Consider the following 26,646-nt stretch of genomic DNA (forward strand, 5'->3'; position numbering starts at 1 on the left):
CTCCGCTCCGGGGAATGGTGCTCGCGGGGGCATGATCTCCCGTTCTCCGTCTCAAGATTGCACCATGGGCTACAAAGTGCAATACTGCACTCTGTGAATGAAAGTGCAACGGTCGATCGGCGTGAGCAGCGCCGGGTTGAGACGGCCTCGCGTCTGACCTCGGTCTCTCGACGGCTCACCGCGCAGAAGGGTCTCGCCGGTTTCACGATCGAGGAGCTCTGCGACGAGGTCGGCGTCTCTCGGCGCACGTTCTTCAACTACTTCCGAACCAAAGAAGACGCGGTCATCGGCGCCGATCCTGAGGCCGATTCTCAGGTGTTCGCAGGCCAGTTCATGGCCCGCGAATCGCGCGGCTGGCCCGTCGTGATCGACGACCTGCTCGAGCTGGTCATCCAACACTTCGGCGCGCTAGAGGGCACGGTCCACGAGCACGCCGACTTCTTCGCTGCTCTCGACCGCGAGCCGCGACTGCTCCAGCGTTTTATCGGCATGAGCAAAGAGCGCGAGCGGCAGATGACAGCCCTCGTCGCCGAACGCGAGAGTGTTCCGGCTGATGATCCGCGGGCCCAGGCCGTCGTGCACATTCTGTTTGGCCTGCTGCGCAGCGCGGGCGACCGCGTGCACACTCTCGCCGGGCCCCACGACTTCGCTTCCATCCTCACCGACTCTCTGTCAGCCGCACGCCTCGTGATGGCCGACCCCACTCCTCGAAAGGCCCACCCGTGACCACTGCTTCCACCGCCGAGAGGCCTATGCTCCTCACGAAGAGGCGCATCTGGATCATCTTCGGCGCACTCATCGCCGGCATGCTCCTGTCGAGCCTCGACCAGACGATCGTCTCCACCGCCATGCCCACCATCGTCGGGCAGCTCGGCGGCGTCGAGCACCAGGTCTGGCTGACCACGGCCTACCTGCTCGCCACCACTATCGTGATGCCCGTCTACGGAAAGTTCGGCGACGTTCTCGGCCGCCGCAACCTCTTTCTGATCGCCATTGCGCTCTTCACGATCGCGTCGGTCGGCTGTGCGTTCGCGGGCGACTTCACCCAGCTCATCGTCTTCCGCGCCATTCAGGGCCTGGGCGGCGGCGGCCTGATGATCCTGTCTCAGGCCATCATCGCCGACATCGTTCCCGCCTCCGAGCGCGGAAAGTACCTCGGACCGCTGGGTGCGATCTTCGGCCTCTCTGCCGTCGGTGGCCCTCTGCTCGGGGGCTTCTTCGTCGACCACCTCACGTGGCAGTGGGCGTTCTATATCAACATCCCCGTGGGCGTCGCCGCCTTCGCGATCGCCTGGTTCGCACTCCGCCTGCCGAGCAAGAAGGCCACGCAGCCGATCGACATCCTCGGCGTGATCCTGCTGTCGGCCTTCACGACCTGCCTCATCTTCTTCACTGATTTCGGGGGAGACAAGACCGATCACGGATGGGCCGCGCCCGAGACATGGATGTTCGGGGCTGGCATGATCGTCGCCGCCATCCTGTTCGTCATCGTCGAGGCGCGGGCGAAAGACCCGGTGATCCCGCTTGCTCTCTTCAAGAACCGCACCTTCGTCAACGCGACCCTGATCGGGCTTACGCTGGGTCTCGGTATGTTCTCCGCGATCGGCTTCATCCCGACGTTCCTGCAGATGTCGTCGGGTACGTCGGCCGCTGCATCCGGTCTGCTGATGTTGCCCATGATGGCCGGCCTTATCGGCACCTCGATCGTCTCGGGAATAGCGATCACGCGCACCGGCCGCTACAAGCTCTTCCCGATCGTGGGAACGCTTCTGACGGCCGCGGCGATGGTCGCCATGACCACGTTGGCCGCCGATACTCCCATCTGGCTTATCTGCGTCTACCTGTTCGTCTTCGGGGCCGGCCTTGGCCTCATCATGCAGGTCGTCGTTCTGGTGGCGCAGAACTCGGTGAACCCGTCGATGGTGGGCACCGCGACGAGCACGAACAACTACTTCCGTGAGGTCGGCGCCTCGTTGGGTGTGGCCGTGTTCGGCACGATCTTCACCACCCGCCTCTCCGAGAACCTCACGACGGTCTTCACCAACGCAGGCGCCAGTGCATCGGATGCCGCGGCCTCCACCTCGACGCTCGACCCGCAGACGCTCTCGCAGCTGCCTGACAGTGTTCGCGATGGGATCGTCAGTGCCTACGCCGACGCCCTGGCTCCTGTCTTCTGGTATCTGCTGCCCTTCATTGGGCTGGCATTCCTGCTCTCGCTGTTCCTCAAGCAGATCCCTTTGTCAGATGTGGCCGGGCTCGTCGCCCGCGGCGAAGCTATCGGGGGAGACGAAGCGGAGCGACTCGAGGCCGCCGAGCGGTCGGGAGCCAGCGCGCCTTCGTCCGCCGTCGAGGGCGCCGATCGTTCACGGGTGGACGATCGCCGATGAGCGTGGCCGCCACAGCAACGTGAGCACGATGCCGACGACGGCGCCGAAGACCGTCTCGATCAGGCGGTCGGTGATGAGCGCGCCGCCGTCGACCGTGTGGGCCAGTTCGATCATGCAGAGAGCGAGCGGGGTGACGAACACCATGGTCAGGCCGTAGTTGCGGCCGATGAACAGCTCGGCCGTCATCTGCAGCACGACCACCACGGCGATGGTCGCGGGTGCCGGAAGATCGGCGGCGAAGAGAAGCGCAGCGAGGCCGAGGCCAATGATCGTGCCGAGGATTCGGTGACCGGCGCGCACGAGGCGCGCCGTCGCATCCGGCCCCGATAGGGCTGCGACGACCGCCACCATCGCCCAGTACGGATGCCCGACGCCCACGATGGTGGGTATGGCTCCGGCGATGAGGATCCCGATCACGAGTCTGGCGATGGTCGACACGTTCTCGGGGCGTTCCATCGCGTCGCGGAACGAGACGGAAAAGGTTGAGCGCGGTCTTAGCCGCGCCGACGGGTGCACGAAGCCGATGACGCCCACGGCCAGAGAGATCGCGGCGCTGGCGGATGCGACGGTCAATGCCAGGCCGATCGATGCGGGCGTGCTCGGAACGGATGCACATGCAGCGACCGCGAAGGTCGCGAACAGCGCGCCGGGCGGATGCAGGTCGGCGGCGTTCGAGAAAATCGTCACGAGAGCGGCGACAACGGCCACGACCGGCACGACGATCCACTCGCGCGCGCCGAACACGCCGACGGTCGTTCCGATGACGACGGCTGAGACCATCATCGCTGCGGCGAGCGACTGCATGCGGAGGCGGGGGAGGTGGCTGTGGTTGCGGCCGTAGAGGGCGGTGAATGCCCCGAACGCCGCATAGAGCGACAGGTCGAGGTGGTCGGTGAGCCACAGCGCGATCAGCGGCACGGCCATCGAGATGCCCGCGCGCACGGCTACTGTGTGAGCGCCTCCGTGCGGGCCGAACGCCACGAGCTGGCGGGGATGGGGCAGGGTGGGTGAGCTCATTGGATATAGTTTACTAGTAAATTATTTTTGTGGAGGCTCCATGAGCTACGTACGTGGTGATGAGAGTCCTGCGGGGGACGCGATCGACACCATTCAGGCTGAGTGGCGCCGTCTCAGGCCGGACCTCGATCTCGCTGCCATCGGCGTGGTGGGGCGGGTGCTGCGAAGCGCCGCCCGAATCGTGCATCACAGCGACGAGGTGCTGGCCGCCCATGGGCTCACTCGGGGCGAGTTCGACATTCTGGCCGTGCTGAGGCGCTCTGCGGGGCCGAGGTCGCCGGGGGAGCTGCGCACGATCTCTTTGGCGACGGCTCCCTCGACCACCAAGAGACTGAAGTCCCTTGAGCGACGCGGCCTGGTGGATCGTTCGACGAATCCTGCTGACGGCCGTGGAGCGCTGATCGCGTTGACGGCGGTGGGTCGTGACCTCGTCGATGAGGTGTTCCCGCTTCAGCTCGCGGCGGAGAATTCTCTGCTCGCGGGAGTGAAGAGTGAAGAGCGTGTTGCGCTCGAGAGATCGCTCACGCTGCTCCTGGCCAGCATCGAACGATCCTGATGCTCGTGCACGACCTGTCTCTATACTTCGACATATGCTCCGGGGGATGATCGCCGCGTCTCATCCGGGGCCAGCGGTGGCCGTCACTCTGGTGACCGTCATCCTCGCAGTGGGAATCGGTGTAGATCCGGCGCGGATCGTGCTGGTAGGAGCCGCGATGCTGGCTGGTCAGCTGTCGATCGGGTGGAGCAACGACTGGATCGATGCCGATCGCGATTCGGCCGTTGCGCGCCCGGACAAGCCGATCGCATCCGGTCTTGTGAGTCGCTCGACGGTTCGTGGTGCGGCCATCGCCGCCGCGGTCGTCGCCGTGCCGGTGTCTCTGCTCCTGGGGCCGCTCGCCGCGCTGGTCAACATCATCGGAATCGCCTCGGGCTGGAGCTACAACGCGTGGCTCAAGCGCACTCCGGCATCGGGCGTGCCCTATCTGATCACGTTTGGAACGCTTCCTCTGTTCGTCACGCTGTCTTTGGCCGAGCCTCGGCCCGCGGTGTGGTGGGCGATCGTTGTCGGAGCGCTTCTGGGCTTCGGGGCGCATTTCGCCAACGTTCTGCCTGACCTCGACGACGATGCGCGCACGGGGGTGCGCGGCCTGCCTCACATTCTCGGTCGCCGGCCGTCTGCGGTTGTCGCCTTCGTGTCGCTCGCGATCGCCTCGCTCATCGCATCCGTCGGTATCGCGACATCGGAACCCGGGCTGATCGTCGTTGCGGTGATCGGACTCGTCGTGGGCGTCGCGATCGCGATCGCGGGGACAACCTTGGCGCTTACCCGGCCGCCGACGCGGCTGCTGTTTCAGCTGATCATCGCCAGCGCAGTGGTCGACGTGATTCTGCTGACAACGGCCGGATCGAGTCTCGTCGGGCGTTGACCAGAATCAGCTGATCAGTACCAGTGAGGCGACCTGGACAGCCACTTGTTCCAGGCGGAGCACGGGGTGCCGTACGCGTCGCGGATGTAGTTCAAACCCCAGATGATCTGCGTCTGGGCATTCGTGGGCCAGTCATCGGCGACCGAAGACATTTTGTTGGCCGGCCACGACTGCGGAATTCCGTAGGCACCGCTGTCGGGGTTGTAAGCATTGACACGCCAGCCAGACTCGCCCGTCCAGAGCTGCACGAGACAGCTCTGCTGATCGCCGCCCCAGCCGTACGAGCCCAGAAGGTTGAACGCGATCTGCTTCGCCTCGTCGGGTGACGCGACAGAGCCGGAGTCGGGAACCCAGGCGCTGCCATTTCCGCCACTGTCACTGCCGCCGTCTGCTGCCGCGGCCGCTGCCGCTGCGTCGGCCGCGGCTTTGCGCGCGGCCTCTTCGGCGGCCTTCGCCACGCCTTCTCGGTAGCCCTGCTCGGCCGCTGCGCTGGTGTTCTTCAGTGCAGCGAGCTGCTCGTAGAGAGTGGCACTGTGCGCCTTCTCCTCGATGACCTGCGCATCGACCGCGGCCTGTGCGTCTTTCGCCGCGCCGAGCGCTGTTTCGGCCGCCGTCGAGAGCCGGTCGCGCTCGGCCAGCGCAGCATCGGCCTGGGCTCTCAGGGAAGACGCGTTGTTTGCGGCGATCTCAGCGGCGTCGCGCAGACCGACCGTCTGGGCCGTGAGCTGACTCATAGTGCCGAGCTTGTAGAGCAGCTCTGTCGACTTGTCGCCGTTCAACAGCAGGTTCACCGTGCCGTTGTCGCCACCGGACTTGTAGAGCTGGGCGGCGATCTGACCGACCTGCCGCCTCGAAGCGTCCGCCTTCGCGGCGGCATCTGTTGCTCTGGTCTCGAGATCGTCGGCTGAGGTCTGCGCCGCATCTCGGTTGTACGTCGCGACGAGATATTCCTGGCCTCGCTTCAACGCCTCGTTGGTGAGGGTTGTGGCCGTGGCCTCGAGCTCGTCGAGCTTGGCGGTGATTCTGTCGACTTCAGTCTGTGCGGCCGCCTCGTTCTGCTTGGCCGCCTGTACCTCGTCCCACGTCGGGTAGTCGTCCGTGCGGAGGGGGCCGGCGGCGGCACTCGCAAACGGCGCCGCGACGAGTGCTGTGACCGTCGCGAGCACGCCGAAGAATCTCAGAACGGAGTGTGCCATGGTCTCCAGAGTATGCGAAGCATTTTCGAATCCCGGGATTACCGGGATTTTAGGAGAAGATCGGGTCGCGGGTTCGGCTGCGCTTGAGTTCGAAGAACCCGTCATACGACGCCACGGCGACGACGCCGTCCCACAGGGCGAGTGCCTCGTCGCCACGCGGGGCGGGAGAGATGACGGGGCCGAAGAACGCGACACCGTTCACCGCGATAATCGGGGTTCCGACGTCGTCGCCGACCAGGTCGATGCCGCTGCGGTGGGACGCGCGCAATTCGGCCTCGAACTCGAACCGGCCATCGGCATCCGGAAGCGCGCGATCGGCGAGCGACGCGTCGAGGCCTGCCTCGGCGAGAGATTCGGCGACCACGGCCTCGACGTCGGTCGCCCGCTCGTCGAGATGGATGCGCCGGCCGAGCGCGTCGTACAGCGGCTTGAGCGTCGCCTCGCCGTGCACGGCCTCGGCGGTCGCCACGACGCGCGCATAGCGCAGAGCGCGGGGGAAGAACGCCCGGTACGACTCGGACACGTCGTTGTTCTCGTTGAGGATCGCGAGACTCATGATGTGCCAGTGCACATCGAGGTCGCGGTGGGCGGATACCTCGTCGACCCAGCGGCTTGCCATCCATGCCCAGGGGCAGGAGGGGTCGAACCAGAAATCCACGCGTGTGTTGTCATTCGTCATTCTGCAATCCTCTCAACTGTCGCTGGACTGTGTCGCCGCGTGACGACATTCACCGGCTATTCAGCATCTCGTTTGACCGAAGTGGAATAATCGCGGTGGTACATGCATTTGTATCGAAGTGGGTTCTGTCCCACTCCCTTCTGTCTCAGACGAAAAGAGAAATCATGACCGACACGATCACCATCCCCGGTTACAAGGCCGGCACCTGGACAATCGACCCCTCGCACTCCGAGGTCTCGTTCAGCGTTCGCCACCTGCTCATCAGCAAGGTCAAGGGCAAGTTCGAGAAGTTCGACGCCACCTTCGTCACGGCGGAGAACCCCCTCGACTCGACCGTGACCGCCAAGGTCGAGGTCGCCTCGATCAACACGAACGACGAGAACCGCGACGGTCACCTGCGCACCAACGACTTCTTCGACGCTCCCTCGCACCCCGAGCTGACCTTCGTGTCGACGGGCATCCGCTACGAAGGCGGCGACTTCCTCGTCGACGGAGACCTCACGATCAAGGGCGTCACCAAGCCGGTCACGTTCGACCTCGAGTTCGGCGGATTCCAGGACGACCTGTACGGCAACTACAAGGCCGGACTGACCGCGACCACCAAGATCAACCGCAACGACTTCGGCGTCAGCTGGAACGCGCCCCTCGAGGCCGGCGGAGTCCTCGTCGGCGACGAGGTCACCATCACGATCGACCTTCAGGCTTCGCTCCAGAAGTAGTCACCTCTCAGCGGATCATCCGTTTGTCGAAGCCGTCGCCCGGGATCACCTGGCGGCGGCTTCGTTTTTTGTACCCAGTGGTCGTCGCGATGTTGCGAGGCCGAGGGCTTCCAACGTTTCCCGGGGCCGCTCGACATGAGCGAAATGACCGCAGTCGCCGATCTCCGTCAGCGTTGCCAGAGGGATCGTGCGGAGCAGACCGGTGAGGTCGCGCGACGGCACGAACGAGTCGGCGTCGCCTCGCACGGCCCAGACGGCGCACCGGATGCTCGTCCAGCGTCGTTGCGGATCGTAGCCCCGGGTCGCCTCGGCTGCCCGCACGAAGCTGTCGGGGCGCACCTCGTCTGCCAACGCGTTGACCACCGATCGTGGCACGCGCAGGGTATGCCGAAAGAGCGGGCTCACGGCAACGCGCAGCAGCCCGGCCTTCCTCACGGCGCGCACCAGCCGCACGCCGCGATCTCCGCCCGTCCGAAGCAGACGGAATACGCCGAGCAGCAGAGTGAACCCCGGAACGGCGCTGAACGACCGCACCGGATGCTCGATACTCGCCAGCACACTGAAGGTCGTCGCTGAGACGAGGCGCACGGCGGTGACGTGCGCCGGTCTGATCGCCGCGAGATGCAGGGCGATGAAGGCGCCCAACGAGTGGCCGGTGATATCGGCGCGGGTGTATCCGAGTTGAGTGACGGCTCGCCACACCACGTCGGCCAGCGAGTCGAGAGTGAGACGCGACCGGATGCGGGGGCCGGGCGAGTCGCCCCAGCCCGGCAGGTCGATGGCCACAACGTCGGCGAGAGGTTCTCCAGCTGCGCGGGCCGCCGCGAGCAGCGGCGTCCACGTCGTCCAGCTTCCTGCGGCGCCGTGAAGCAGAAGGGTGGCGGTCGAACCTGTTCGTGTCGCCGATCGATGAACGCGTATCGGTCCGAGCTCGGTGTCGACGGTGACGGGCACAAGGCCCGACGATGCGGGGTCTGCATCGAGGCCGAACGGAGCATAGGGCCGTGTCGCGGCGTCGGTGTCAGTCATGTCGAGGGTAGTTCGTTCGTGGAGGCCCATGCGGATTGCCGCGGCGCGCTCAGGAGTCGACGATCGTTGCCTCTCCGGGGTTCAGGCCGAGGTATCGAGCGTAGGACTCGACTGCTTTTGTGTAGCGCGCGGTGCTCGTCGCAGTCAGTGGAGCGAAGGTTGTCGCCGCGGTGTCGACCGTTGCGCGCCGAATCGTTCGTTGCCAGGTGCCGACCACCTGACCGTTCGATACGACCATCGGAAGGAAGATGCCGTTCGAGCCCGGCACGACTCTGGCGCTGTGTTCCGGAGGCAGTACCGCGTCGCGGTCGCCGTAGCCCAGAAGGTATTCGTCGAAGCCGGGCAGGAGTATGAGGCCCGGGGCGACGGGCTTGTCGGGCTGGTCGGCGCCCAGATAGTAGACGGTGTCGTCGATGACGATCTGGCGAAGCCTGTCGCCGGCGCCCTCGATCGCCCTTCGCGCCTCCGGCACCAGGATCTTGCTCCACCACAGAAGGTCACGCAGCGTCGCCGGGCCATGCGAGGTGAAATAGCGCACGGCGAGCTCAGCCAGGGCTTCGTCGGGCGAGAGTCGGCGGGCCTCGGGAATCCACTCGTCGGTCAGTACAACCGCCTGCCCCGACGCCTCCATCGGTCCGAAGCAGATGAGGCCGGTATGGGCCAGGTACCAGATGATGTGGCCGCCGCGCTGGTGGCCGGTGGCGATGCCGGATGCGTCGAGCTCGGCGAAGAGGGCCGCTCGCGACAGCCGCCCGCCTCCGCGAAGTGCGCCGCGGACCACGTCGGCGGCGCGCGAGAAGACCTGCTCGTCGAGGCCGAGGCCGGCGTGCCTCGTTGTCGCGCCGCGCAGGATTCTGTCGCGAGTGAGGGCGAGCATCCAGCCGAGGTCGGCCGCGGGCGTCACGTGCAGCGTTCCCCGAAAAGGCCACGATCGCACGATCGAGCCCTCGTTGAATGCCTTGTCGACGTCGGCGATCGTGGATCCCGGGCTGCGAACGGCCAGCGCCCACTGCGCCGATGAGAGGTCTTGCGCCTGTGTCGCGAGCATCGAGGAGGCGGCCTCGGCGGGCGAGGTGAGAGTGCTAGCGACCAGGTTGTGGGCGACCAGCCTGAGATTCGCGATCCGGGCCCGGTCTGTACGTCGCATCCGCCTATTCTGCGCCGAAGTGGCCCCCGATGCCTCGGAGCTCACGAAGCCTGCCGCCTGTGGCTCGGCTGCGTCTGCTGCGATTGCGCCCACAGAGCCTTCAGATCCCAGACATTGCTCGCCTCGATCACGACCCCGTTATCCTCCGTGCGTCTCGTCTTTCCCTGGATCACCATCAGCTTCGTGCCGAAGAGAGCCGGCCCCGCGCGGTCTTTCGCCTGTTCTACGAAGATCGAGTCGACGCATCCTGAGCCGTCGTCGAGGCTGACGCAGACGCCGCGTTCGCCGCCCTCCACCGGAAGAGTCCGTGTGGCGACCCGGATTCCCGACACAAGCACGGTGGCGCCGTCGCTGCAGTGGGCCAGCTCACCCGTGTGCAGCGCTCCGAGTTCATCGAGCAACGGGCGGTAGCTCTCGATCACCTGACCGCCGATGTTCAGCTGCTGTATGCCGGGCTCGGTCGCCGGCGGCGCGACCACGCTTCGTTCGGCAGCAACCTCGGTGGGCTGGTGCCCCTCGTCGATGAGAATCGGCAGGGTGGGCTGGATGTGCCGGGTGGCAGGGCGCTTGCGTCGAAGCGTCAGCTCGCGCACTCGAGCCATCACATCTCCGCGTGTCACCTGCGGGCCACGCAGCGACGCGTCGGTTGCAGACACGGAGTCGAGCGCGCCGAGAAGGCCGAGCCTGGTGAGCAGGTCGGGCGACGGTGCGGCGCGGTGGTAGAAGTCATCGATGCCGACGTAGGGCCGGTTCGCCAGGATGCGGTCAAGCTCCGTCGCGGTGATGCCGTGCACATCGCCAAGCGATAGCCGGATGCCGAGGATCACGTCGTCGGGATCGGCCAGCACTCCGTGCGATCGGGGCGGTTCTATGCGTTCGGCGCGGTAGACCTCTGCTGACGAGCTGACGTCGATCGGCAGAATCGGCACGCGCATGCGCCGTGCTTCGGCGAGCAGCAGATCGCGCCGGTGCGTTCCGGGGTCGTGGGTGAGAAGCGCAGCCAGAAATTCGGCAGGGTAGTGGGTCTTGAGCCAGGCGCTCTGAAATGTCGAGAGCGCGAGTGCCGCGCCGTGCGCCTCGTGGGAGCAGCCCGAGTTCTTGGCGTCGAGGAGCGGCGATACTGAGCTTGCTGTCACGGGGTCGGACATTGAGAGCACGATGCCGGCGATGAGATCGCTGAACTGGGCTGGTCGCATCTCGCCGATCATCTCGCGCTCGCTCTGGCTCTCGATCTGGAACATGCCGACGGTACGGGTGGTGCGGATCGCTTCAAAGGTCGCTTCGTCGTCGAGGGGGATCTCGTCGAGGTCGATGGTGCCGTTGGCGTTGACATAGTGAGCGTCGCTCGGCAGACCACCGGCGTGGGCTGCGCGATAGCCGTGGATGCGATGGATTTCGGACACCGCGTAGGCGAGCGTGCTCTGCGTGGGTGTGCCGAGCACATCGAGTGTCATCAGGCCCACGTCGTCTATGTCGGTCTTGCCGTACTGGCTCATGGGCAGGCCGATGTCGCTGGGTTGAACGGGCGTTATGCCGAGCAGGTCGGCATTGCCGAGGATCACGCCGCGCGGTTGTGCGCTGAGGTCGTGGGACACGAGGGCTACCCGGTGCTCGCCGAAGCGTTCGACGATTGCCCGGTAGACCTCGTTTCGTCTGGCCGATTCGACGTCGACGGCAATAACGGGCGATCGGGATGACGTGCTGTCTAGAACGCGTTCGAAGGGCAGATCCTGCTGCACAGGGTCGACGCTGGAGATGCGCAGAAGATAGTTCACCAGACTTCCTGTGCCCGATCCGCGTGCCTGGTTGTGCACATTCATGGAGCGCATTAGGGACGACACCTCGGCGACAGTGAGAAAGTAGCTCGCGAGACCGAATCGCCCGATCGTGTCGATCTCATCGTCGAGTCGTGTCTTCAGCGACTCGAGATCGTTCGGCCGTGCATCCGCATAGCGATCGAGAAGGCCGGAGTCGCTGCGTCGACGCAGCTCGACGACCGCGTCGCCCTCGATGCCGAGTGCTGTGTTGGACGGGGCCTTGGCCTTGCGCCACGCGAGGTCGGTCGGCGGGTCGAGTCTGCACATGTCAGCAAGCTGCTCGGTGGCTGACAGCAACCGCTCCGCCGCCGATCGTGGCAGAGACGAGTGGTCGACGATGAGCGAGGCGAGTCGCCTCATGAAGTCGGCAGGTTTGAGCCACGCCTGCGTGTCGGGTCGAGGCTGGAATGCGCCGAGCACGTCGCTGCTGACCGCGTCGTCGGGCCGCAGATATCGCACAGCGTTGCTGAGCACGGCGGGCACGCCGACGGCGTCGGCCAGTTCGAGCATGCGGGCAGCGTGGCGGATGCTGGCGATATCGCCCGGTTCGGTGAGGTGGCACACGACCTCGACCGCGATCGCGCCGGGCAGCAGACGCTTCCATTCCGCCAGGGTCGATGCGGCCAGTGCGAGGTCGGCTGTGGCGACGGCGCGTGCCACGTCGGAGTCGGGCCCGAGCAGCACCGTCGCCACCGGGCCGGAATCGGCGACGATGAGTTCTTGCGCGCGAGAGCGCTGAATACCGACGTCGTTCGGATTCCTCGGCTTGCCGTCTGCCGCAGAGGAGTGGGCCGCGCTGATCAGCCGGCACAATGCGGCCCACCCCTTGCCGGAGTTCTGGCCATGCGCCACGACAGTGACGCGTGCCGGCGACGATGCTTCGGGCGGCACCGGACCCGGACCCGTTCGCTCGGGCAGCAGTGCAAGATCGACACCCACCACCGGGTCGATGCCCGCCGCAAGGCAGGCTCGCACGTGCCGGATGGCGCCGTAGAGACCATCGCGGTCGGTGATGGCCGCGACGTCGGCGCCGTCGTTGACCGCGGAAGCGACGAGCGCTTCTGGTTGCGATGCTCCGGAGTGCGCGGAGAAGGTCGATGCGACGTGCAGATGGGTGAACCGGGCCATGGCGTTAGGGGAGAGGTTTGCCGACGGCCAGTTCGATGGTGATGGACTCTTCGACTTTCATGGCCGCGCTCCGATCGGGAGACATTCGAATATATCTTCTATATTCGAAGTGTACGAAGCGGAGCCAACATATGCCAGTCGCTACGGCGTGGCGTCAAGCATAAGAAGACGGTTAGAGCACGCCCGCGTCGGCGAGCTGTGTCGCCAGGCCGGCGCCGTCGGGCGCGTAGACCCAGTTCGCGCCGGTGCGCTCGGTGTGCACCTCGTCTTTCGAGCGACCGCCGGCCAGCACGGCTTCGCTGTTCGACAGCTGCCGGATGGCGACTGCCGCGACGCTCTGCGGAAAGTCGATCGCGAAGTCGGCGTAGATCTCTTCGTCGTGCTGCCCGTCGTCGCCGATGAGCAGCCAGCGCACGTCGGGGAACTCGCGGGCGAGTCGGCGCAGATTCTCACGTTTGTGCTCACGCCCGCTGCGGAACCAACGGTCGTGCGTCGGCCCCCAGTCGGTGAGAAGCAAGGGGCCGGCCGGGTAGAGGTTGCGCGAAAGGAACCGCGTGAGGGTGGGTGCCACGTTCCACGCCCCTGTCGACAGGTAGATCACGGGAGAACCGGCGTTCTCGGTTGTCAGTCGTTCGAGCAGCACCGCCATTCCCGGGGTGGGAACGCGGGCGTGCTCATCGAGTACGAAGGTGTTCCAGGCTGCCAGAAGCGGCCGAGGCAGCGCGGTGACCATCACGGTGTCGTCGATATCGCTCACCACGCCGAAGCTGGTCTTCGGCTCGAGCACGAAGATCGGTGCCTCGACGGTGTCGCCACCCTCGATCGTGAAGCCGACCGTCTGCCAACCGGGCTCGAGAGAGACCTCGATGACCGCATCCACCACGCCGCCGCGGTCGGCGGCCACCACGTGTGAGTGCCCTCCGGCATGTACGGTGACGGCGGCTTTGCCGAAGGGAACGCTCGTGAAGCTGCGCCATCCTCGAACGCTCTCATGGGGTTTGCGGGCGCGACGAGCCTCGCGCGAGCCTGGCCGAGACGGAGTCGTGAGCAGCACGCGGGCGAGAACCCGTATCCAGCTGGTCGAACCGTAGCCCGTGTAGGGGATGACCGTGGGAACCCTGCCCCTGGCCTGCGCGCGTTTCTGGCGGAACTCGTGAACCGCGTCTTCGATGCGGGCCGCGCGATGAATGATGACTTCGGCGCCCTGCTTGGCCGCGAGGGGCTTATCCGGTTTCCGCACACTCCAGTGTGACACGCATCCGATTTGGGCCGGGGTCAGTCGACCGGCAGCACCAGCTCGGGCGAGTTGTTGCCGACTGTGCCGACGGCCGTCGAGACCGTGTGGAACACCATGTCGTCGGCGAGCTCTTCTGCCGCCAGCGAGATCTCGGAGAGCAGTCCGGCGTCTCCTGTAGTGCGTGGATCGAGCCAGTCCTCCATGAGGCCCGGCTCGAGGAACACGGGCATCCGCTCGTGCAGTGATGCCAGCGGTCCCGCTCCGGGTCGGGTCAGGATGGTCGTCGAGAGCAGCCAGCGCGCCGGATCGTCGGCCGCAGCGGCCGGATTGCGCCACCACTCGTACAGTCCGGCGAAGAGGATCGGCTCGTCGTCGCCGGCTGAGATGAACTGCGGCCTCTTGCTGCCGTCAGGCGCCACCAGCCACTCGTAGTACCCCGACGCAGGTATGGCCGCACGACGCGAGGCGACGGCCTCGCGGAACGCCGGCTTCTCGGCCGCCGTCTCGATGCGGGCGTTGAACAGAGGCGCGGATGCCGTGGGCTCGGTCGCGAATCCCGGCACGAGCCCCCAGCGGGCCGACTCCAGCCGCCTCAGCACGGCCGGCGCGTCGTCGTCGGTCGCGGAAGCACGATTGACCGCGTCGATGATCACCGGAATCCGATGCGTCGGGGCCACATTCCACGATGGCTCGGGCAGATCGGCCCCCTCGACGTCGACGTCGAAGAGGGCGACAAGGTCGCCGGCTGCACTGGAAACAACGAAACGACCGCACATGTGCTCTATTCTGCCGCCCTCGCGCAACTAGGATGGTCAGCACATCCCCGATGAAAGGATCGGCGCCGTGCCTGTGAACAACGTCACCGAGGAAATCCGCCCCGACGCCGTGCAGGTGCGCAACGAACCCATCCAGGCTCGCAGCTCCGATCGCATCGCCGCTCTTCTCGACGCAGCGGCGGCCGTGGTCGCCGAAGTGGGAATCGAACGGCTCACGACGGCCCTCGTCGCAGACCGCGCCGAAGCCTCCATCGGCACCGTGTACCGATACTTTCCCGACCGCATCGCGGTTCTGACGGCACTCGGAACGCGCAGCGTCGAGCGCTTCCTGCGGCAGTTCGAAGCCGACATCGTCGAGAAGAAGCCCGAGAGCTGGATCGACGCGGTCGTTGTGTCGATCGGCTCGTCGGTCGCCATGCACCGGGGCGAGGTCGGCTTCACCTCGATCAGGCTCGGCGACCTGGTGTCGTCACCCGAGACAGACGTCTCGCGCATCAAGACCTATCGCATCGCCCAGAATCTCCACGATGTGCTGATCGAGAACTACGGTCTTCCGCAGGATCCCGCCTTCCTGACGCGCCTCGAAGTCGCCGTCACGATGATCGATGCTCTGCTGGTGCGCGCATTTATGCTCGGCGGCGCGGGCGATGAGACCATCATCGACGAGTGCGAGCAGGTTGTTCGCAACTACCTCGCTCGGCAGAACGAGAGTGATGCCCTGCCCGCCTGAGTCGCGGTCGGCTGCACTCTAGCCTGCCGGACACAGTTCGTCATGCCCGGCTCGCATGCTTTGCCTATTGAGGCGCATCATGTTTGGCTGATGTCACACGCGCGCGTTCGAGCGCGCCCGACGAACGGCCCATGACATGATCGAATTCCGTCAGGTCTCGAAGCGTTTTCCCGACGGGACTCTGGCCGTCGAGGACTTCAGCCTCGTGATCCCGTCGCGAAAGACCACGGTCTTCGTGGGATCCTCTGGCTGCGGCAAGACCACGATCCTACGCATGATCAATCGCATGATCGACCGGAGTTCGGGTTCGATAGAGATCGACGGCGAAGACATCGTTGCTCTCGACAAGGTGAAGCTCCGTCGTCGCATCGGATACGTGATGCAGAACTCCGGGCTCCTGCCTCATCGGAAGGTGGTCGACAACGTCGCCACCGTGCCGCTTCTGAACGGGGTGCCGAAGAAAGAGGCTCATACCCGGGCCCTCGAGCTCCTCGACACGGTCGGCCTCGACCGCTCGCTCGCGAACCGCTACCCGAGCCAGCTTTCGGGCGGACAGCAGCAGCGTGTGGGAGTCGCGCGCGGTCTCGCGGCCGACCCCAACATCCTGTTGATGGACGAGCCGTTCGGCGCAGTCGACCCTCTCGTACGCGCCGAGCTGCAGCAAGAACTCATCCGCCTGCAGCGCGAGCTCGACAAGACCGTTGTCTTCGTCACGCACGACATCGATGAGGCCTTCCTGTTGGGCGATCAGGTGGTCATTCTGCAGAAGGGCGGCGTCATCGTACAGAAGGGTTCGCCCACCGAGATCCTCACCGCCCCGGCGAACGATTTCGTGGCCGACTTCATCGGAGCGACCAAGGGCAAGAGGGCGCTGCACATCGACCGTCGCGACGGTCGCGATGTCGTGCTCGACAGCGAGGGGCGTGCTGCCGGTGTGCTCGTCGACGGCTCGACCGGCACCGGCGAAGAAGTCCCGACATGAACTGGGTCATCGAGAATCTGCCCCTGATCGGGCAGCGAACCCTCGAACACCTGGCGCTCAGCATCCCGCCCATCGTTCTGAGTTTCGTCCTTTCGGTTCCGATCGGCTGGCTTGCCAACCGCTACCGCTGGAGTCGCGGTGTGCTGCTGACTGTTCTTGGGCTGCTCTACGCGATCCCGTCGCTGCCGCTCTTCGTCGTACTTCCCATCATCCTGGGCACCGGTCTTCGCGACTCGGTGAACGTCATCGTCGCGCTCACCCTCTACGGCATCGCTCTCATGGTGCGCACGACGGCGGATGCGTTGGGCTCGGTGTCGTCGGATGTCACCCAGTCGGCGACGGCCATGGGGTTCTCGCCCTGGACGCGGTTCTGGAGGGTCGATCTTCCCTTGGCGGGTCCCGTACTGCTCGCAGGAATCCGTGTGGTCGCGGTGAGCACTGTCAGTCTCGTGACGGTGGGGGCGGTGCTGGGCATCAAGAGCCTCGGCCTTCTCTTCACCGATGGTCTTCAACGCAACATCGTTGCCGAGGTGGCCACCGGAATGGTCGCCACGATCGCTCTCGCACTCGTGATCGACTTCGCGCTGGTTCTCGCAGGTCGGATGCTGATGCCGTGGACGCGGACGGTATCGCCCAAGCGCGAACGACGAGCGCTTCCCGTGGATGAGGCGGTGACAGCGTGAATCTCCTCGTCGACGCCTTTGCGTGGATCTTCGACCCAGCCCATCAGGCCGGTGCCAACGGCATCCCGACCCGACTTGTTCAACACCTCGGAATCAGCCTGCTGGTACTGCTGGTGGCGAGCGCGATAGCCATCCCCGTGGGATACCTCATCGGGCATACGGGCAAGGGGCGCACGCTGGCCGTGAGCCTCACAGGAGGCTTCCGTTCGCTCCCGACGCTCGGGCTGCTGATCATTCTCGCGCTCTGGCTGGGCGTCGGTCTGGAGGCGCCGCTCATCGCGCTTATCGTCCTCGCTGTACCGCCCATTCTGGCCGGCGCCTATTCGGGATTCGAAGCCGTCGACCGGCGCACCATCGATGCCGCTCGAGCCGTGGGCATGACCGAGTGGCAGATCGTCTCGAAGGTTGAGGTTCCGCTCGGCCTTCCGCTTCTCATCGGAGGCTTGCGTTCGGGAACGCTGCAGATCATCGCGACCGCGACGCTGGCCGACTACGTGGGTGCCGGCGGCCTCGGCCACTTCATCTTTGTGGGCCAGAAGTCGAACGACTACCCCCAGATGCTGGCCGGATCGCTGCTGGTGATCGCGCTCGCGCTGCTGAGCGAGGGAATCTTCGCGCTGCTGCAGAAGTTGGTCGTACCACGCGGCGTTGTCGCAAACCAGAGCACAGATGTCCGCAGGCCGTCATCCCGACGCGTCGCGGTGGTGGGGTTCCCCACCGAAGAGAGGAAATAACGATGTTCACAGCAAACATTAAGAAGGGCCGGATCGCCGCAGGCGTTATCGCGGTCGGTGCCGTGGTGGCACTGGCAGGGTGCGCAACGAGCGATCCGCTGGACGCCGGATCCAGTGATTCTGCCAGCACCGACTCCATCGTCATCGGCTCGCAGGACTACTACTCGAGCGAGATCATCGCCGAGATCTATGCTCAGGCGCTCGAGGCCAACGATTACACCGTCGACCGCCAGTTCCGCATCGGCCAGCGAGAGGTCTACCTTCCCGAGATCAAGGAAGGCAAGATCGACCTGTTCCCGGAGTACACGGGGAGCCTGCTGCAGGCGCTCAAGCCCGATACCAAGGCGACGACGAGTGACGAGGTCTACACCGAGCTCGAGTCCGCGCTGCCCGAGGGCCTTCGAGTGCTCGATAAATCGCAAGCGTCCGACCAGAACTCCTACACGGTGACAGAGGCCTACGCCACCGAGAACAAGCTCACTGACATCGCTTCGCTGAAGAACGTCAAGACCCCGATCGTCGTTGGCGGCAACGCCGAACTCGAGACGCGTCCATACGGTCCGGCGGCGCTCAAGGAGAAGTACGGAATCGACACGACTTTCCAGTCGATCGAGGACTCGGGCGGACCGCTGACGGTCAAGGCTCTCGTCGACAACACGATCCAGCTGGGCAATATCTACACGGCTGACCCCAACATCAAGTCGAACAACCTCGTGGCGCTCGCCGACCCCGACGGCCTGTTCGTAGCCGATAACGTCGTTCCCGTCGCCTCGACGAAGGTCGACGACAAGGCGGCTGAGATCATCAACAAAGTCAGCGCTGCGCTGACCGAAGACGATCTCGTCGAGTTGAACTCGCAGAGCGTCAACGACCAGAAATCGGCTCCGGTCATCGCCAAGGCGTGGCTCGACGACAAGAAGCTCTTCTAGTAGCTCGTCGCAATAAGCGGGTTCGTCGACTGCGGTCGACGGGCCCGCTTTCTTGTGAGGCGGGCGATCGACGAGTAGTCGTCGGATGCGTCAGCGGGGGAGCGTGCCTCGTTCGGAGGCATCGGGGGAGTCGGGTGCGTCATTCATGTGCCTCTCCTCACCGCGCGCGATGAGTTTCTTCACGATGACCACCACGATAACGAAGACCACAATGGCCGCGACGAAGATGTACCCGGCGAAATGCAGCCTGTCGGCCAGCTCGCGGTAGCCGCCTGCGGCAACGGAGCCCGCCGTGACGTAGGCGAACGACCACAGAATGCATGCGGGCAGCGTCCACGTGATGAATCGACGGTAGGTCATCGTGCTCATGCCTACGGTGACCGGGATGAGGGAGTGCAGTACGGGGAGGAAGCGTGACAGGAATACGGCGATACCGCCACGGCGATCGAGATAGCGCTCTGCCCGCTGCCAGTGACGCTCGCCGATGCGCCGACCGAGGCGTGAGTGCCGGATGCGCGGACCGAAGTAGCGTCCGAGCATAAAACCGATGCTCTCGCCGCCAAGGGCGCCGACGATCGAGGCGAGTGCGAGCGCGATGTACTGAACGGGTCCCTGCACACCGGTGGCGGTGACGAGCAGAACCGTGTCTCCAGGAACGATGAGGCCGAGCAGGATGCTCGTCTCGAGCAGCATCGCGACGCCGGCGATGAGAGTTCGCCACACGGGATCGACGCTGGACACCGTGTCCAGGATCCAACTGAGAATCTCGTTCACGATCCGAGCCTATGACCTGTCGGCGCCGACGACCTGAGCATGCGCCCGATCACAGCAGGGTGACGAGTACAGCGACCGGTGCGGTGACAAGTGCCACCCCGACTGCGAGTACGAGTGCACGAGCAGCGCGGGACAGGGGTGCCGGCGGAGCGATCAGACGCGATACCCGGGCCCCGAGCGTCTCCGGGTCTGCTTCGGGCACGATCTCATCGGAAGCGATGCGCGCGGAAGCGGGGTCGTTATCGCGCCAGGGCGAGCCGACGATCGCGATCGCCGTAGCGAGCGAGGTGTCGTCGACCTCGCGACGGGCGTCGTCGTCGGCGAGCATCTCGACGAGAAGAGCCACGGCCTTCTCGGCGCGGTTCGCGATGGGAAACCACGGCAGGGCGATGTTCCACGCCTTGAAGGCGAGAAGAACGAGGTGGTGATACTGGCGGAGGTGCGCCCGCTCGTGGGCCAGAACCGCTCGAAGCTGTGCGGCATCCAGAACCCGAACCAGGCCTTCGGTCAGCACTGTGATCGAGCGCACGCCGGGAAGACAGTAGGCCACGGGGGCTGGAAAATCGAGCATCCGCGTGCCGGGGCTTCCGTGCATAGGTGAACTGAGGAGTTCGACCAGGGCTCGGTGGCGATGGCGTTCGCGGGCTGTGTTGGCTGCTGTCGTCGCGAGGCTCAGCACAAGGTGCACGCTGAGAACGACAGCGCCTGCGAGTGAGACGATCTGCAACGCGCCTGCCTGAGCAGGAATGGGCCCGTCGAGGATGTGGCCTGAGAGGAGAGTCGATGCGAGCCCGAGGTCGTTTTCGAAGGGCGTGAGCCCGAACGTCAGCAGCGCTCCGATCATCGAGAGGCCACCCGAGAGAGCCACTGCCTGCCACAGGGCCAGGGCCGTGCCCGGGGCGCGGGCGGGCCACTCTGCTTTCGACAGCGCGATGGGAACGGGCCACGCCAGGGCTAGGGCGAGAACCGCGAGCCCTATCCAGGCTCCGGTCACCGTCAGTTACCGGTGCCGCGGGATGCGAGCAGCCGGCGAAGCGTCTCTGCCTCGGTCGGCGAGACGCTTCCGACGAATCGGGCCAGCGCGTCGTCTCGATCGGGTGCAAGCTGCAGCACCTCATGCATGAGCTCGGCCGTGTGTTCAGACCGCGAGTTGACCGCGTGGTAGCGGTGGGGCCTCGTGGCGCGGCTGCGCGAGACGAAGCCCTTGCTCTCGAGGCGAGAGAGCACGGTGAGAAGGGTGGTGGTCGCGAGTTCGCGACGCTTCGCGGGAGCCTCTGCGGCCACCAGTCGTTCGCCGAGTTCGGGGGCGGAGAGGCCGTCGGGCGATTCCCAGAGTGCGTTCATGACGGAACGCTCGAGGACGCCGAGAGTGATCATGGATCCAGACTACCTTTTCGTTCGAGTTTGTTCTACGCTCTGTAGAAGAAGGATTTCTACGTTGTGTAGAAGTCTACTTCCGAAGGGGAACCCTCCATGAACGAGTGGCTCGATCCACTGCTCCTGTCACGCTGGCAGTTCGGCCTCACCACCGTCTACCACTTTCTCTTCGTGCCTATCACGATCGGTATGGCGCTCACGGTTGCGCTGTTCCAGACCGCATGGGTGCGCACGAACAAAGAGAAGTACCTGCAGCTCACCAAGTTCTTCGGAAAGCTCTTTCTCATCAACTTCGCCATGGGCGTCGTCACGGGAATCGTGCAGGAATTCCAGTTCGGCATGAACTGGTCGGACTACTCGCGGTTCGTGGGCGACGTGTTCGGCGCACCTCTCGCCATGGAGGGACTGCTCGCGTTCTTCTTCGAGGCGACGTTCATCGGTTTGTGGATCTTTGGCTGGGACAAGCTGCCGCGCGGTCTGCACCTGGCCACGATCTGGGCGACCGCGGTCGGCACGATCCTCTCGGCCTACTTCATCATCGCCGCCAACGCCTTTATGCAGAACCCCGTCGGGTATGACATCAACGAGGCGAAGGGGCGCGCCGAACTAACCGATATCTGGGCGCTTCTCACCAACAAGGTGGCGCTCGCGGCCTTCCCGCACACGATCTTCGCCTGCTTCATGGTGGCTGCCGGTCTCATTGTCACCGTGGCGGCCTGGCACCTCTCGCGCAATCAGCACCTCGACACCATGCGGCCTGCGCTCAAGTTCGGCCTCTGGATGATGATGATCGCCGGTGCACTCACCGTGTTCACCGGCGACTCGCTCGGCCTTGCCATGGTGCAGACCCAGCCCATGAAGATGGCGGCGGCGGAGGCGATGTACACCACGGCCACGGGCGCGGATGCGTCGTTCTCGGTGTTCACGCTCGGCACCCCCGACGGCGTCAGTGAGCTGTTCTCGATCCGCATTCCCTATCTGCTGTCGTTCCTGTCGACCCACACGTTCGACGGAACTGTCGAGGGCATCAACGATCTGCAGGCGCAGTACGTGCAGCTCTACGGCCCTGGCGACTACACGCCCACGATCTGGGTCACCTACTGGGCGTTCCGCTGGATGATCGGCCTCGGCCTGCTGCACATCGTCGTGGCCTTCGTCGGCCTCATCCTCACGCGGCGAAAGAGCGCCCTCGGCGCGCGCCTGCTCGCCGGTCGTTGGAGCCGATGGATCTGGAAGGCGGCCATCTGGAGTTTCCCGCTCTCGCTCGGAGCCATGATCATGGGCTGGATCTTCACCGAGATGGGTCGGCAGCCGTGGCTGGTGTTCGGCCTGCTCAAGACCGCCGACGGCGTCTCGCCGAACGTCAGCGGCCTCGAGGTACTCATCTCCCTGATCGCCTTCACTCTCATCTACGGCACGCTCGCCGTAGTCGAGTTCAAGCTCATCAAGAAGGCCGCCCAGAAGGGGCCGGACGACCTGCCCGAACCCCATCCCGAGACCGGCGTCCGACGCCAGGAAACCACGGTGTACTGATCATGGACCTCACGATTCTCTGGTTCGGAATCATTGCATTCCTTTTCATCGGCTACTTCGTGCTCGATGGCTTCGACTTCGGCGTGGGCATGTCTCTTCCGTTCCTCGGAAAAGATGACACCGACCGCCGCGTCATCATCAACACCATCGGCCCGATCTGGGATCTGAACGAGACCTGGTTGATCGTTGCCGGCGCCTCGCTGTTTGCCGCGTTCCCCGAGTGGTACGCGACTCTGTTCTCGGGTTTCTACCTGGCGCTGCTTGTCATCCTGCTGTCGCTCATTCTGAGAGGCGTGTCGTTCGAGTACCGGCATCAACGTCCCGAGGCCGCCTGGAAGCGTCGCTTCGACGCCATGATCGTGATCGGCTCCGCGGTTCCCGCGCTGCTGTGGGGCGTCGCTTTCGGCAACATCGTTCGGGGCGTTCCGCTCGACGAGGGATTCAACTACACGGGATCGTTCTTCGACCTGCTGAACCCCTACGCGCTCCTCGCCGGGGTCACCACGCTTCTGCTCTTCTTCACCCACGGCACGCTGTTCGTCTCGTTGAAGACCGACGGAGATCTGCAGCAGAGGGCGCGCCGGCTGGCCACCCGCTCGGGAATCCTCACGATCGTCGTCGCCGCGTCCTTCCTTCTCTGGACGACCTTGGCCTACGGCACCTTCTGGTCGGCCGTTCTCTCGGCGGTTGCGGCGGTCACGCTGATCGTCGCGGTGCTCGCCAATGCCCGAGGGCGTGAGGGCTGGGCCTTCGGCGCTATGGCGGCGACCGTCGCGTTCGCCGTGCTCAGCCTGTTCCTGTCGCTGTTCCCCGATGTGATGCCCGCATCGAACGACCCGGCCAACAGTCTCACCATCGCGAACGCGTCGTCGTCGGCCTACACGCTCCAGGTCATGACCTGGGTGGCCCTCGTCTCGCTCCCGCTGATCCTCGCGTATCAGGGCTGGACCTACTGGGTGTTCCGCAAGCGGGTCACCCGTGCGCACATCGAGGGCGCCGAGGCGGCACACTAGACGAGTGAAACCTCTCGATCCTCGGCTGCTCGGCTACGCCCGGGCAGCCCGGGTGTTTCTGGCGGCAGGTGCAGTGATCGGGCTGGCGCAGACCGCCTGCATCGTCGGATTCGCCTGGTTTCTCAGCCAGGTGATCGTGCGGGCGATCCACGGGCAGAGCCTTGATGAGCTGGCACCCATGATCGCGGCACTCGCCGGCGTCGTGATCGCACGCGCTCTGCTTCTCTGGATCGCCGAGGTCACGAGCACGCGGGGAGCCGCCCGGGTCAAGAGCCAACTGCGTTCACGCGTGCTCACAGCCGTGACCGAACTGGGCCCGGGGTGGATGGCCGCGCGCAACGCGACGTCCGTCGCTACCGTCACCGGTCCTGGCCTCGATGCGCTCGACACCTACTTCTCCCGCTATCTTCCCCAGCTCATCCTCACGGCCATCGCCACGCCGGTCGTCGTTCTGGTCATCTTTCTCCAGGATTGGCCGAGCGCTCTGGGCGTGGTGCTGACCCTGCCGATCATCCCCGTCTTTATGATCCTCATCGGCTGGGCGACGCAGACCGTTCAGAAGAAGCAGTGGCGCCTGCTCAACAGCCTCTCAACGAGCTTTCTCGACGTCGTGGGGGGTCTCGCCACGCTGACGCTGTTCGGACGCGCCGCCCGCCAAGCGGAGCGCATCCGCAGTGTCACAGAGCAGTACCGGGTGCAGACCATGAAGGTGTTGCGGGTCTCCTTTCTCAGCGGCTTCGTGCTCGAACTCGTCTCGAGCCTCGCGGTCGCCGTGGTCGCTGTCTCTGTTGGGCTCCGCCTGATCGACGGGTCGCTGGGCCTTTCGGTGGGGCTCTTCGTATTGCTGCTCGCGCCCGAGGCTTTCCTGCCGCTGCGACAGGTGGGCACGCAATTCCATGCGGCGGCAGACGGTGTGGCCGCGGCCGACGATGTCTTCGAGATCCTCGATGCGGCGTCGGCTGGCGCCTCCGCAACACGGTCGAACGCGGGTGCCGACATCGCCATCGTGCGGATGTCCGATGGGCCGTCGGCTGGTGCGCTCCGGCTGTCGGGCTTCGCTGCGGGGTACGACGACCGGCCGGTGATCGGGCCGATCGATGCGGAATTCCCGGCGGGTAGCTTCACCGCCATCACGGGGCCGTCCGGCGTGGGCAAGTCGACGCTCGTCGCCGCGCTGCTCGGCTTCGTCGCTCACACGGGCGCCGTCACGCTCGACGGGCATGCGATCGAGGCCGGCGCGACGGGCCTCGACTGGATCTCGTGGTGCGGTCAGCGCCCTGGGCTGTTCGCGGGTTCGGTGTTCGAGAACGTGGCCCTCGCAAGCCGAGCGCCCGATCGTGCGATGGCCGCGCGCGCCCTTGCCATCGCTGCAGCCGACGAGATCGACCTCGACCGGATGCTCGGGGTCGCCGGCGCGGGCCTGTCGGGCGGGCAGGCGCAACGGGTCTCGATCGCCCGCGCGGTCTATCGCGCACTGGAGCGGCACTCGGCGGTTCTCGTGCTCGACGAGCCGAGCTCGGCGCTCGATGAACTCTCCGAGGCGAGGCTCGTCGATGGGCTCCGCACTCTCACGGAATCGGCGACCATCACGCTCATCGTGGTGACGCACCGCGAGGCGCTCGCCCGGGCCGCCGACAGCATCCTTTCACTTGAGCCGGCTGCGATGGCCGCCTGATGCGCACGACCGAGATTCTGCGGCTCGCCCAGCCGCGCGCGAGGCGATTCGCCCCCGGGGTTCTGCTCGGCCTGCTGAGCGCGCTGTGCGCGGTCGGCCTGCTCGCGACCTCGGCATATTTGATCACCCGGGCGGCCGAGATGCCGCCGATCCTCTACCTGAACATGGCGATCGTGGGCGTGCGGGCATTCGCTCTCGGCCGCGCGGGCTTCCGCTATGCAGAGCGCCTCGCGAGTCACGACGCGGCGTTCCGAACCCTCGCGACGCTGCGGGTCGGCATCTATGAGCGGCTTGTGCCGATTGCGCCCGACGGCCTCGCCGGCACGCGGCGCGGCGATCTGCTGACCAGGCTGACGGCCGACGTCGACGAGTTGCAGAACCTTCCTCTGCGCGTCGTTCAGCCGCTCGTGATCTCGGGCGCCGTGGCCGCCACCAGCGTGGTCACCGTCTGGATACTGCTTCCGCAGGCGGGAATCGCTCTTCTGGTCGCGCTCGTGCTCGCCGCCCTCGTGGGAACAGCAGCGAACAGCCTCATCGCGGCACGCTCCGAGCAGTCCATCGCCCCGCTGCGGGGCGCTTTCGCCGATGAGGTGCTCGACACCGTCGTGAATCTCGACGTGCTGACCGCGTTCGACGCGACCGACGCCCGTCTGGCCGCGGTCGAGCGCGCAGACGCTCGGCTGACCCGCGCCGTGCTCTCGAGCGCGGCGGGCACAGGAGTCGCCACGGGCATCCTGTCGTTGTTAGCGGGAGCGGCGAGCATCGCGGCGCTCCTCGCGGGCATTCCCTCGCTCGGCACCCCCGGGTTCGACGGGCCCGTGCTCGCGATCATCGCCCTCGTGCCGATCGCGGTCTTCGAGGTGATCTCGAGCGTGCCGCTCGCTCTCTCTGCCCTGCGTCAGGTGCGTTCGAGCGCACAGCGCATCGGATCCGCCGTGCCCGACGTCGTGCCGCCGGAGATTCCGGTCGAGAGGGCCGCGGTTGCACACACCGCAATCGATCCGTCGAACGCGGTGATCGAGCTCCGCGGGGTGTCAGCGTCATGGCCGCAGGAATCATCGCCGGCCATTCGGGGAATCGACCTCACCGTGTCACCGGGGGATCGCATTCTGGTGACCGGCGCAAGCGGATCGGGAAAGACCACGCTGGCGCATGTTCTCGTGCGCTTCCTCGAGTTCGAGGGCTCGTACAGCCTCGGCGGTGTCGACGTGCGAGACCTGCCGCTCGCGGAAGTGCGGCGCACGATCGGCCTCAGCGAGCAGCTCCCGTATCTGTTCGACGAATCGATCCGCCAGAACCTGCTGTTCGCGAAGGATGACGCCTCCGACGCCCAGCTGATCGCGGTGCTCGATCGGGTCGGCCTGTCGGAGTGGGTCAGGCAGCGCGGCGGCCTGGATGCCCGGGTCGGCGAACGTGGATCGCTTGTCTCGGGAGGACAGGCGCAGCGAATCGCTCTGGCCAGAGCGCTGCTCGCCGACTTCCCGGTGCTCGTTCTCGACGAGCCGACGGCGAACGTCGACCCGGGTCGCGCCGACGCGCTGCTCCGTGATCTGCTGTCCGCATCCGCCGACCCTGCCGGCCGGCGCGCCGTCGTGATCATCAGCCACCTGCCCGTGCCGGCTGATCTGATCACGGGCCGTCTGCGGTTGGGCTGAGC

At 65.6% G+C, this 26,646-nt stretch carries 25 protein-coding genes; 14 read left to right on the top strand and 11 right to left on the bottom strand.

The window, feature by feature from the left end; all coding sequences use genetic code 11:
* Window positions 1-93 precede the first annotated feature (93 nt).
* Window positions 94-726, top strand: a complete 633-nt coding sequence (locus TZ00_RS15195; protein ID WP_044442966.1) for a TetR/AcrR family transcriptional regulator — start codon at window positions 94-96, stop codon at window positions 724-726.
* Window positions 727-752: 26 nt separating this feature from the next.
* Window positions 753-2,387 carry an MDR family MFS transporter gene (locus TZ00_RS15200; protein WP_044442967.1) on the top strand — a complete coding sequence of 545 codons (1,635 nt, stop codon included), beginning with the start codon at window positions 753-755 and terminating at the stop codon, window positions 2,385-2,387.
* On the opposite strand, the gene TZ00_RS15205 is transcribed toward TZ00_RS15200, so the two are convergent.
* A complete protein-coding gene (locus TZ00_RS15205) occupies window positions 2,364-3,404 on the bottom strand; it encodes an FUSC family protein (protein ID WP_044442968.1) in 1,041 nt (346 codons plus the stop codon). The two genes, TZ00_RS15200 and TZ00_RS15205, sit on opposite strands and share 24 nt — an antisense overlap.
* Window positions 3,405-3,444: 40 nt before the next feature.
* Between TZ00_RS15205 and TZ00_RS15210 the strand changes: the two genes are divergently transcribed.
* Both TZ00_RS15210 and TZ00_RS15215 read left to right on the top strand, forming a co-directional pair.
* Window positions 3,445-3,960 (top strand): MarR family winged helix-turn-helix transcriptional regulator, encoded by a 516-nt coding sequence (locus TZ00_RS15210; protein ID WP_044442969.1) that lies wholly within the window; start codon window positions 3,445-3,447, stop codon window positions 3,958-3,960.
* A 46-nt stretch (window positions 3,961-4,006) separates the two neighbouring features.
* A complete protein-coding gene (locus TZ00_RS15215) occupies window positions 4,007-4,831 on the top strand; it encodes a UbiA family prenyltransferase (RefSeq protein ID WP_238579714.1) in 825 nt (274 codons plus the stop codon).
* Between the two features lie 14 nt (window positions 4,832-4,845).
* On the opposite strand, the gene TZ00_RS15220 is transcribed toward TZ00_RS15215, so the two are convergent.
* Together TZ00_RS15220 and TZ00_RS15225 are read right to left on the bottom strand one after the other, a co-directional pair.
* Window positions 4,846-6,027 (bottom strand): coiled-coil domain-containing protein, encoded by a 1,182-nt coding sequence (locus tag TZ00_RS15220; RefSeq protein WP_052521625.1) that lies wholly within the window; start codon window positions 6,025-6,027, stop codon window positions 4,846-4,848.
* 49 nt (window positions 6,028-6,076) lie between these two features.
* Window positions 6,077-6,706, bottom strand: coding sequence for a mycothiol-dependent nitroreductase Rv2466c family protein (locus TZ00_RS15225; protein WP_044442971.1), 630 nt, complete (start codon window positions 6,704-6,706; stop codon window positions 6,077-6,079).
* A gap of 164 nt (window positions 6,707-6,870) precedes the next feature.
* Here TZ00_RS15225 and TZ00_RS15230 point away from each other — a divergent pair, with 164 nt between their 5' ends.
* Window positions 6,871-7,425, top strand: coding sequence for a YceI family protein (locus tag TZ00_RS15230; RefSeq protein WP_044442972.1), 555 nt, complete (start codon window positions 6,871-6,873; stop codon window positions 7,423-7,425).
* Between the two features lie 45 nt (window positions 7,426-7,470).
* Here TZ00_RS15230 and TZ00_RS15235 read toward each other — a convergent pair whose 3' ends face one another.
* The 5 genes from TZ00_RS15235 to TZ00_RS15255 all read right to left on the bottom strand — a co-directional run bounded on the left by TZ00_RS15235 (window position 7,471) and on the right by TZ00_RS15255 (window position 14,559).
* Window positions 7,471-8,454: an alpha/beta fold hydrolase gene (locus TZ00_RS15235; protein ID WP_044443114.1), complete on the bottom strand. Its 984-nt coding sequence runs from the start codon at window positions 8,452-8,454 to the stop codon at window positions 7,471-7,473.
* Window positions 8,455-8,503: 49 nt separating this feature from the next.
* On the bottom strand, window positions 8,504-9,601 hold the full coding sequence (locus TZ00_RS15240; RefSeq protein WP_152631235.1) for a winged helix DNA-binding domain-containing protein: 1,098 nt from the start codon (window positions 9,599-9,601) through the stop codon (window positions 8,504-8,506).
* 41 nt (window positions 9,602-9,642) lie between these two features.
* A complete protein-coding gene (locus TZ00_RS15245; protein WP_044442973.1) occupies window positions 9,643-12,546 on the bottom strand; it encodes a PHP domain-containing protein in 2,904 nt (967 codons plus the stop codon).
* Window positions 12,547-12,718: 172 nt separating this feature from the next.
* The gene (locus tag TZ00_RS15250; RefSeq protein WP_044442974.1) at window positions 12,719-13,786 is read right to left on the bottom strand and encodes an App1 family protein; all 1,068 of its coding nucleotides are present in this window, start codon (window positions 13,784-13,786) and stop codon (window positions 12,719-12,721) included.
* A 35-nt stretch (window positions 13,787-13,821) separates the two neighbouring features.
* Window positions 13,822-14,559 carry an SOS response-associated peptidase gene (locus TZ00_RS15255; RefSeq protein ID WP_044442975.1) on the bottom strand — a complete coding sequence of 246 codons (738 nt, stop codon included), beginning with the start codon at window positions 14,557-14,559 and terminating at the stop codon, window positions 13,822-13,824.
* Between the two features lie 67 nt (window positions 14,560-14,626).
* On the opposite strand from TZ00_RS15255, the gene TZ00_RS15260 reads away from it, so the two are divergent.
* From TZ00_RS15260 to TZ00_RS15280, 5 genes are all read left to right on the top strand, one after another.
* A complete protein-coding gene (locus TZ00_RS15260) occupies window positions 14,627-15,289 on the top strand; it encodes a TetR/AcrR family transcriptional regulator (protein ID WP_044442976.1) in 663 nt (220 codons plus the stop codon).
* 136 nt (window positions 15,290-15,425) lie between these two features.
* Window positions 15,426-16,271, top strand: coding sequence for an ABC transporter ATP-binding protein (locus TZ00_RS15265; RefSeq protein WP_044442977.1), 846 nt, complete (start codon window positions 15,426-15,428; stop codon window positions 16,269-16,271).
* Window positions 16,268-16,954 carry an ABC transporter permease gene (locus tag TZ00_RS15270; RefSeq protein ID WP_044442978.1) on the top strand — a complete coding sequence of 229 codons (687 nt, stop codon included), beginning with the start codon at window positions 16,268-16,270 and terminating at the stop codon, window positions 16,952-16,954. The genes TZ00_RS15265 and TZ00_RS15270 overlap by 4 nt, the downstream gene beginning before the upstream one ends.
* Complete coding sequence (locus TZ00_RS15275) at window positions 16,951-17,688, top strand: ABC transporter permease (RefSeq protein ID WP_044442979.1); 738 nt, start codon at window positions 16,951-16,953, stop codon at window positions 17,686-17,688. Before TZ00_RS15270 ends, TZ00_RS15275 begins: the two co-directional genes overlap by 4 nt.
* Before the next feature lie 2 nt (window positions 17,689-17,690).
* Window positions 17,691-18,617, top strand: coding sequence for a glycine betaine ABC transporter substrate-binding protein (locus tag TZ00_RS15280; protein WP_044442980.1), 927 nt, complete (start codon window positions 17,691-17,693; stop codon window positions 18,615-18,617).
* Window positions 18,618-18,707: 90 nt separating this feature from the next.
* On the opposite strand, the gene TZ00_RS15285 is transcribed toward TZ00_RS15280, so the two are convergent.
* The 3 genes from TZ00_RS15285 to TZ00_RS15295 are packed head-to-tail and all read right to left on the bottom strand — an operon-like array spanning window position 18,708 to window position 20,768.
* The gene (locus TZ00_RS15285; RefSeq protein ID WP_044442982.1) at window positions 18,708-19,391 is read right to left on the bottom strand and encodes a DedA family protein; all 684 of its coding nucleotides are present in this window, start codon (window positions 19,389-19,391) and stop codon (window positions 18,708-18,710) included.
* 49 nt (window positions 19,392-19,440) lie between these two features.
* Entirely contained in the window at window positions 19,441-20,385 is a 945-nt protein-coding gene (locus TZ00_RS15290) for a M56 family metallopeptidase (protein WP_044442984.1), read from the bottom strand.
* A gap of 2 nt (window positions 20,386-20,387) precedes the next feature.
* Window positions 20,388-20,768 carry a BlaI/MecI/CopY family transcriptional regulator gene (locus TZ00_RS15295; RefSeq protein ID WP_044442985.1) on the bottom strand — a complete coding sequence of 127 codons (381 nt, stop codon included), beginning with the start codon at window positions 20,766-20,768 and terminating at the stop codon, window positions 20,388-20,390.
* 96 nt (window positions 20,769-20,864) lie between these two features.
* Here TZ00_RS15295 and TZ00_RS15300 point away from each other — a divergent pair, with 96 nt between their 5' ends.
* From TZ00_RS15300 to cydC, 4 genes are read left to right on the top strand one after another with little or no spacing between them, the layout of a single operon-like run.
* Window positions 20,865-22,301, top strand: coding sequence for a cytochrome ubiquinol oxidase subunit I (locus TZ00_RS15300; protein ID WP_044442987.1), 1,437 nt, complete (start codon window positions 20,865-20,867; stop codon window positions 22,299-22,301).
* A 2-nt stretch (window positions 22,302-22,303) separates the two neighbouring features.
* A complete protein-coding gene (cydB, locus tag TZ00_RS15305) occupies window positions 22,304-23,314 on the top strand; it encodes a cytochrome d ubiquinol oxidase subunit II (RefSeq protein ID WP_044442988.1) in 1,011 nt (336 codons plus the stop codon).
* Window positions 23,315-23,318: 4 nt separating this feature from the next.
* Window positions 23,319-24,989 carry a thiol reductant ABC exporter subunit CydD gene (gene cydD / locus TZ00_RS15310; protein WP_044442989.1) on the top strand — a complete coding sequence of 557 codons (1,671 nt, stop codon included), beginning with the start codon at window positions 23,319-23,321 and terminating at the stop codon, window positions 24,987-24,989.
* Window positions 24,989-26,644 carry a thiol reductant ABC exporter subunit CydC gene (gene cydC / locus TZ00_RS15315; protein ID WP_044442991.1) on the top strand — a complete coding sequence of 552 codons (1,656 nt, stop codon included), beginning with the start codon at window positions 24,989-24,991 and terminating at the stop codon, window positions 26,642-26,644. The genes cydD and cydC overlap by 1 nt, the downstream gene beginning before the upstream one ends.
* The last annotated feature ends 2 nt before the right edge of the window (window positions 26,645-26,646 follow it).

Source organism: Agreia bicolorata (genome assembly GCF_000938265.1).
Classification (GTDB): Bacteria; Actinomycetota; Actinomycetes; order Actinomycetales; family Microbacteriaceae; genus Agreia; species Agreia bicolorata.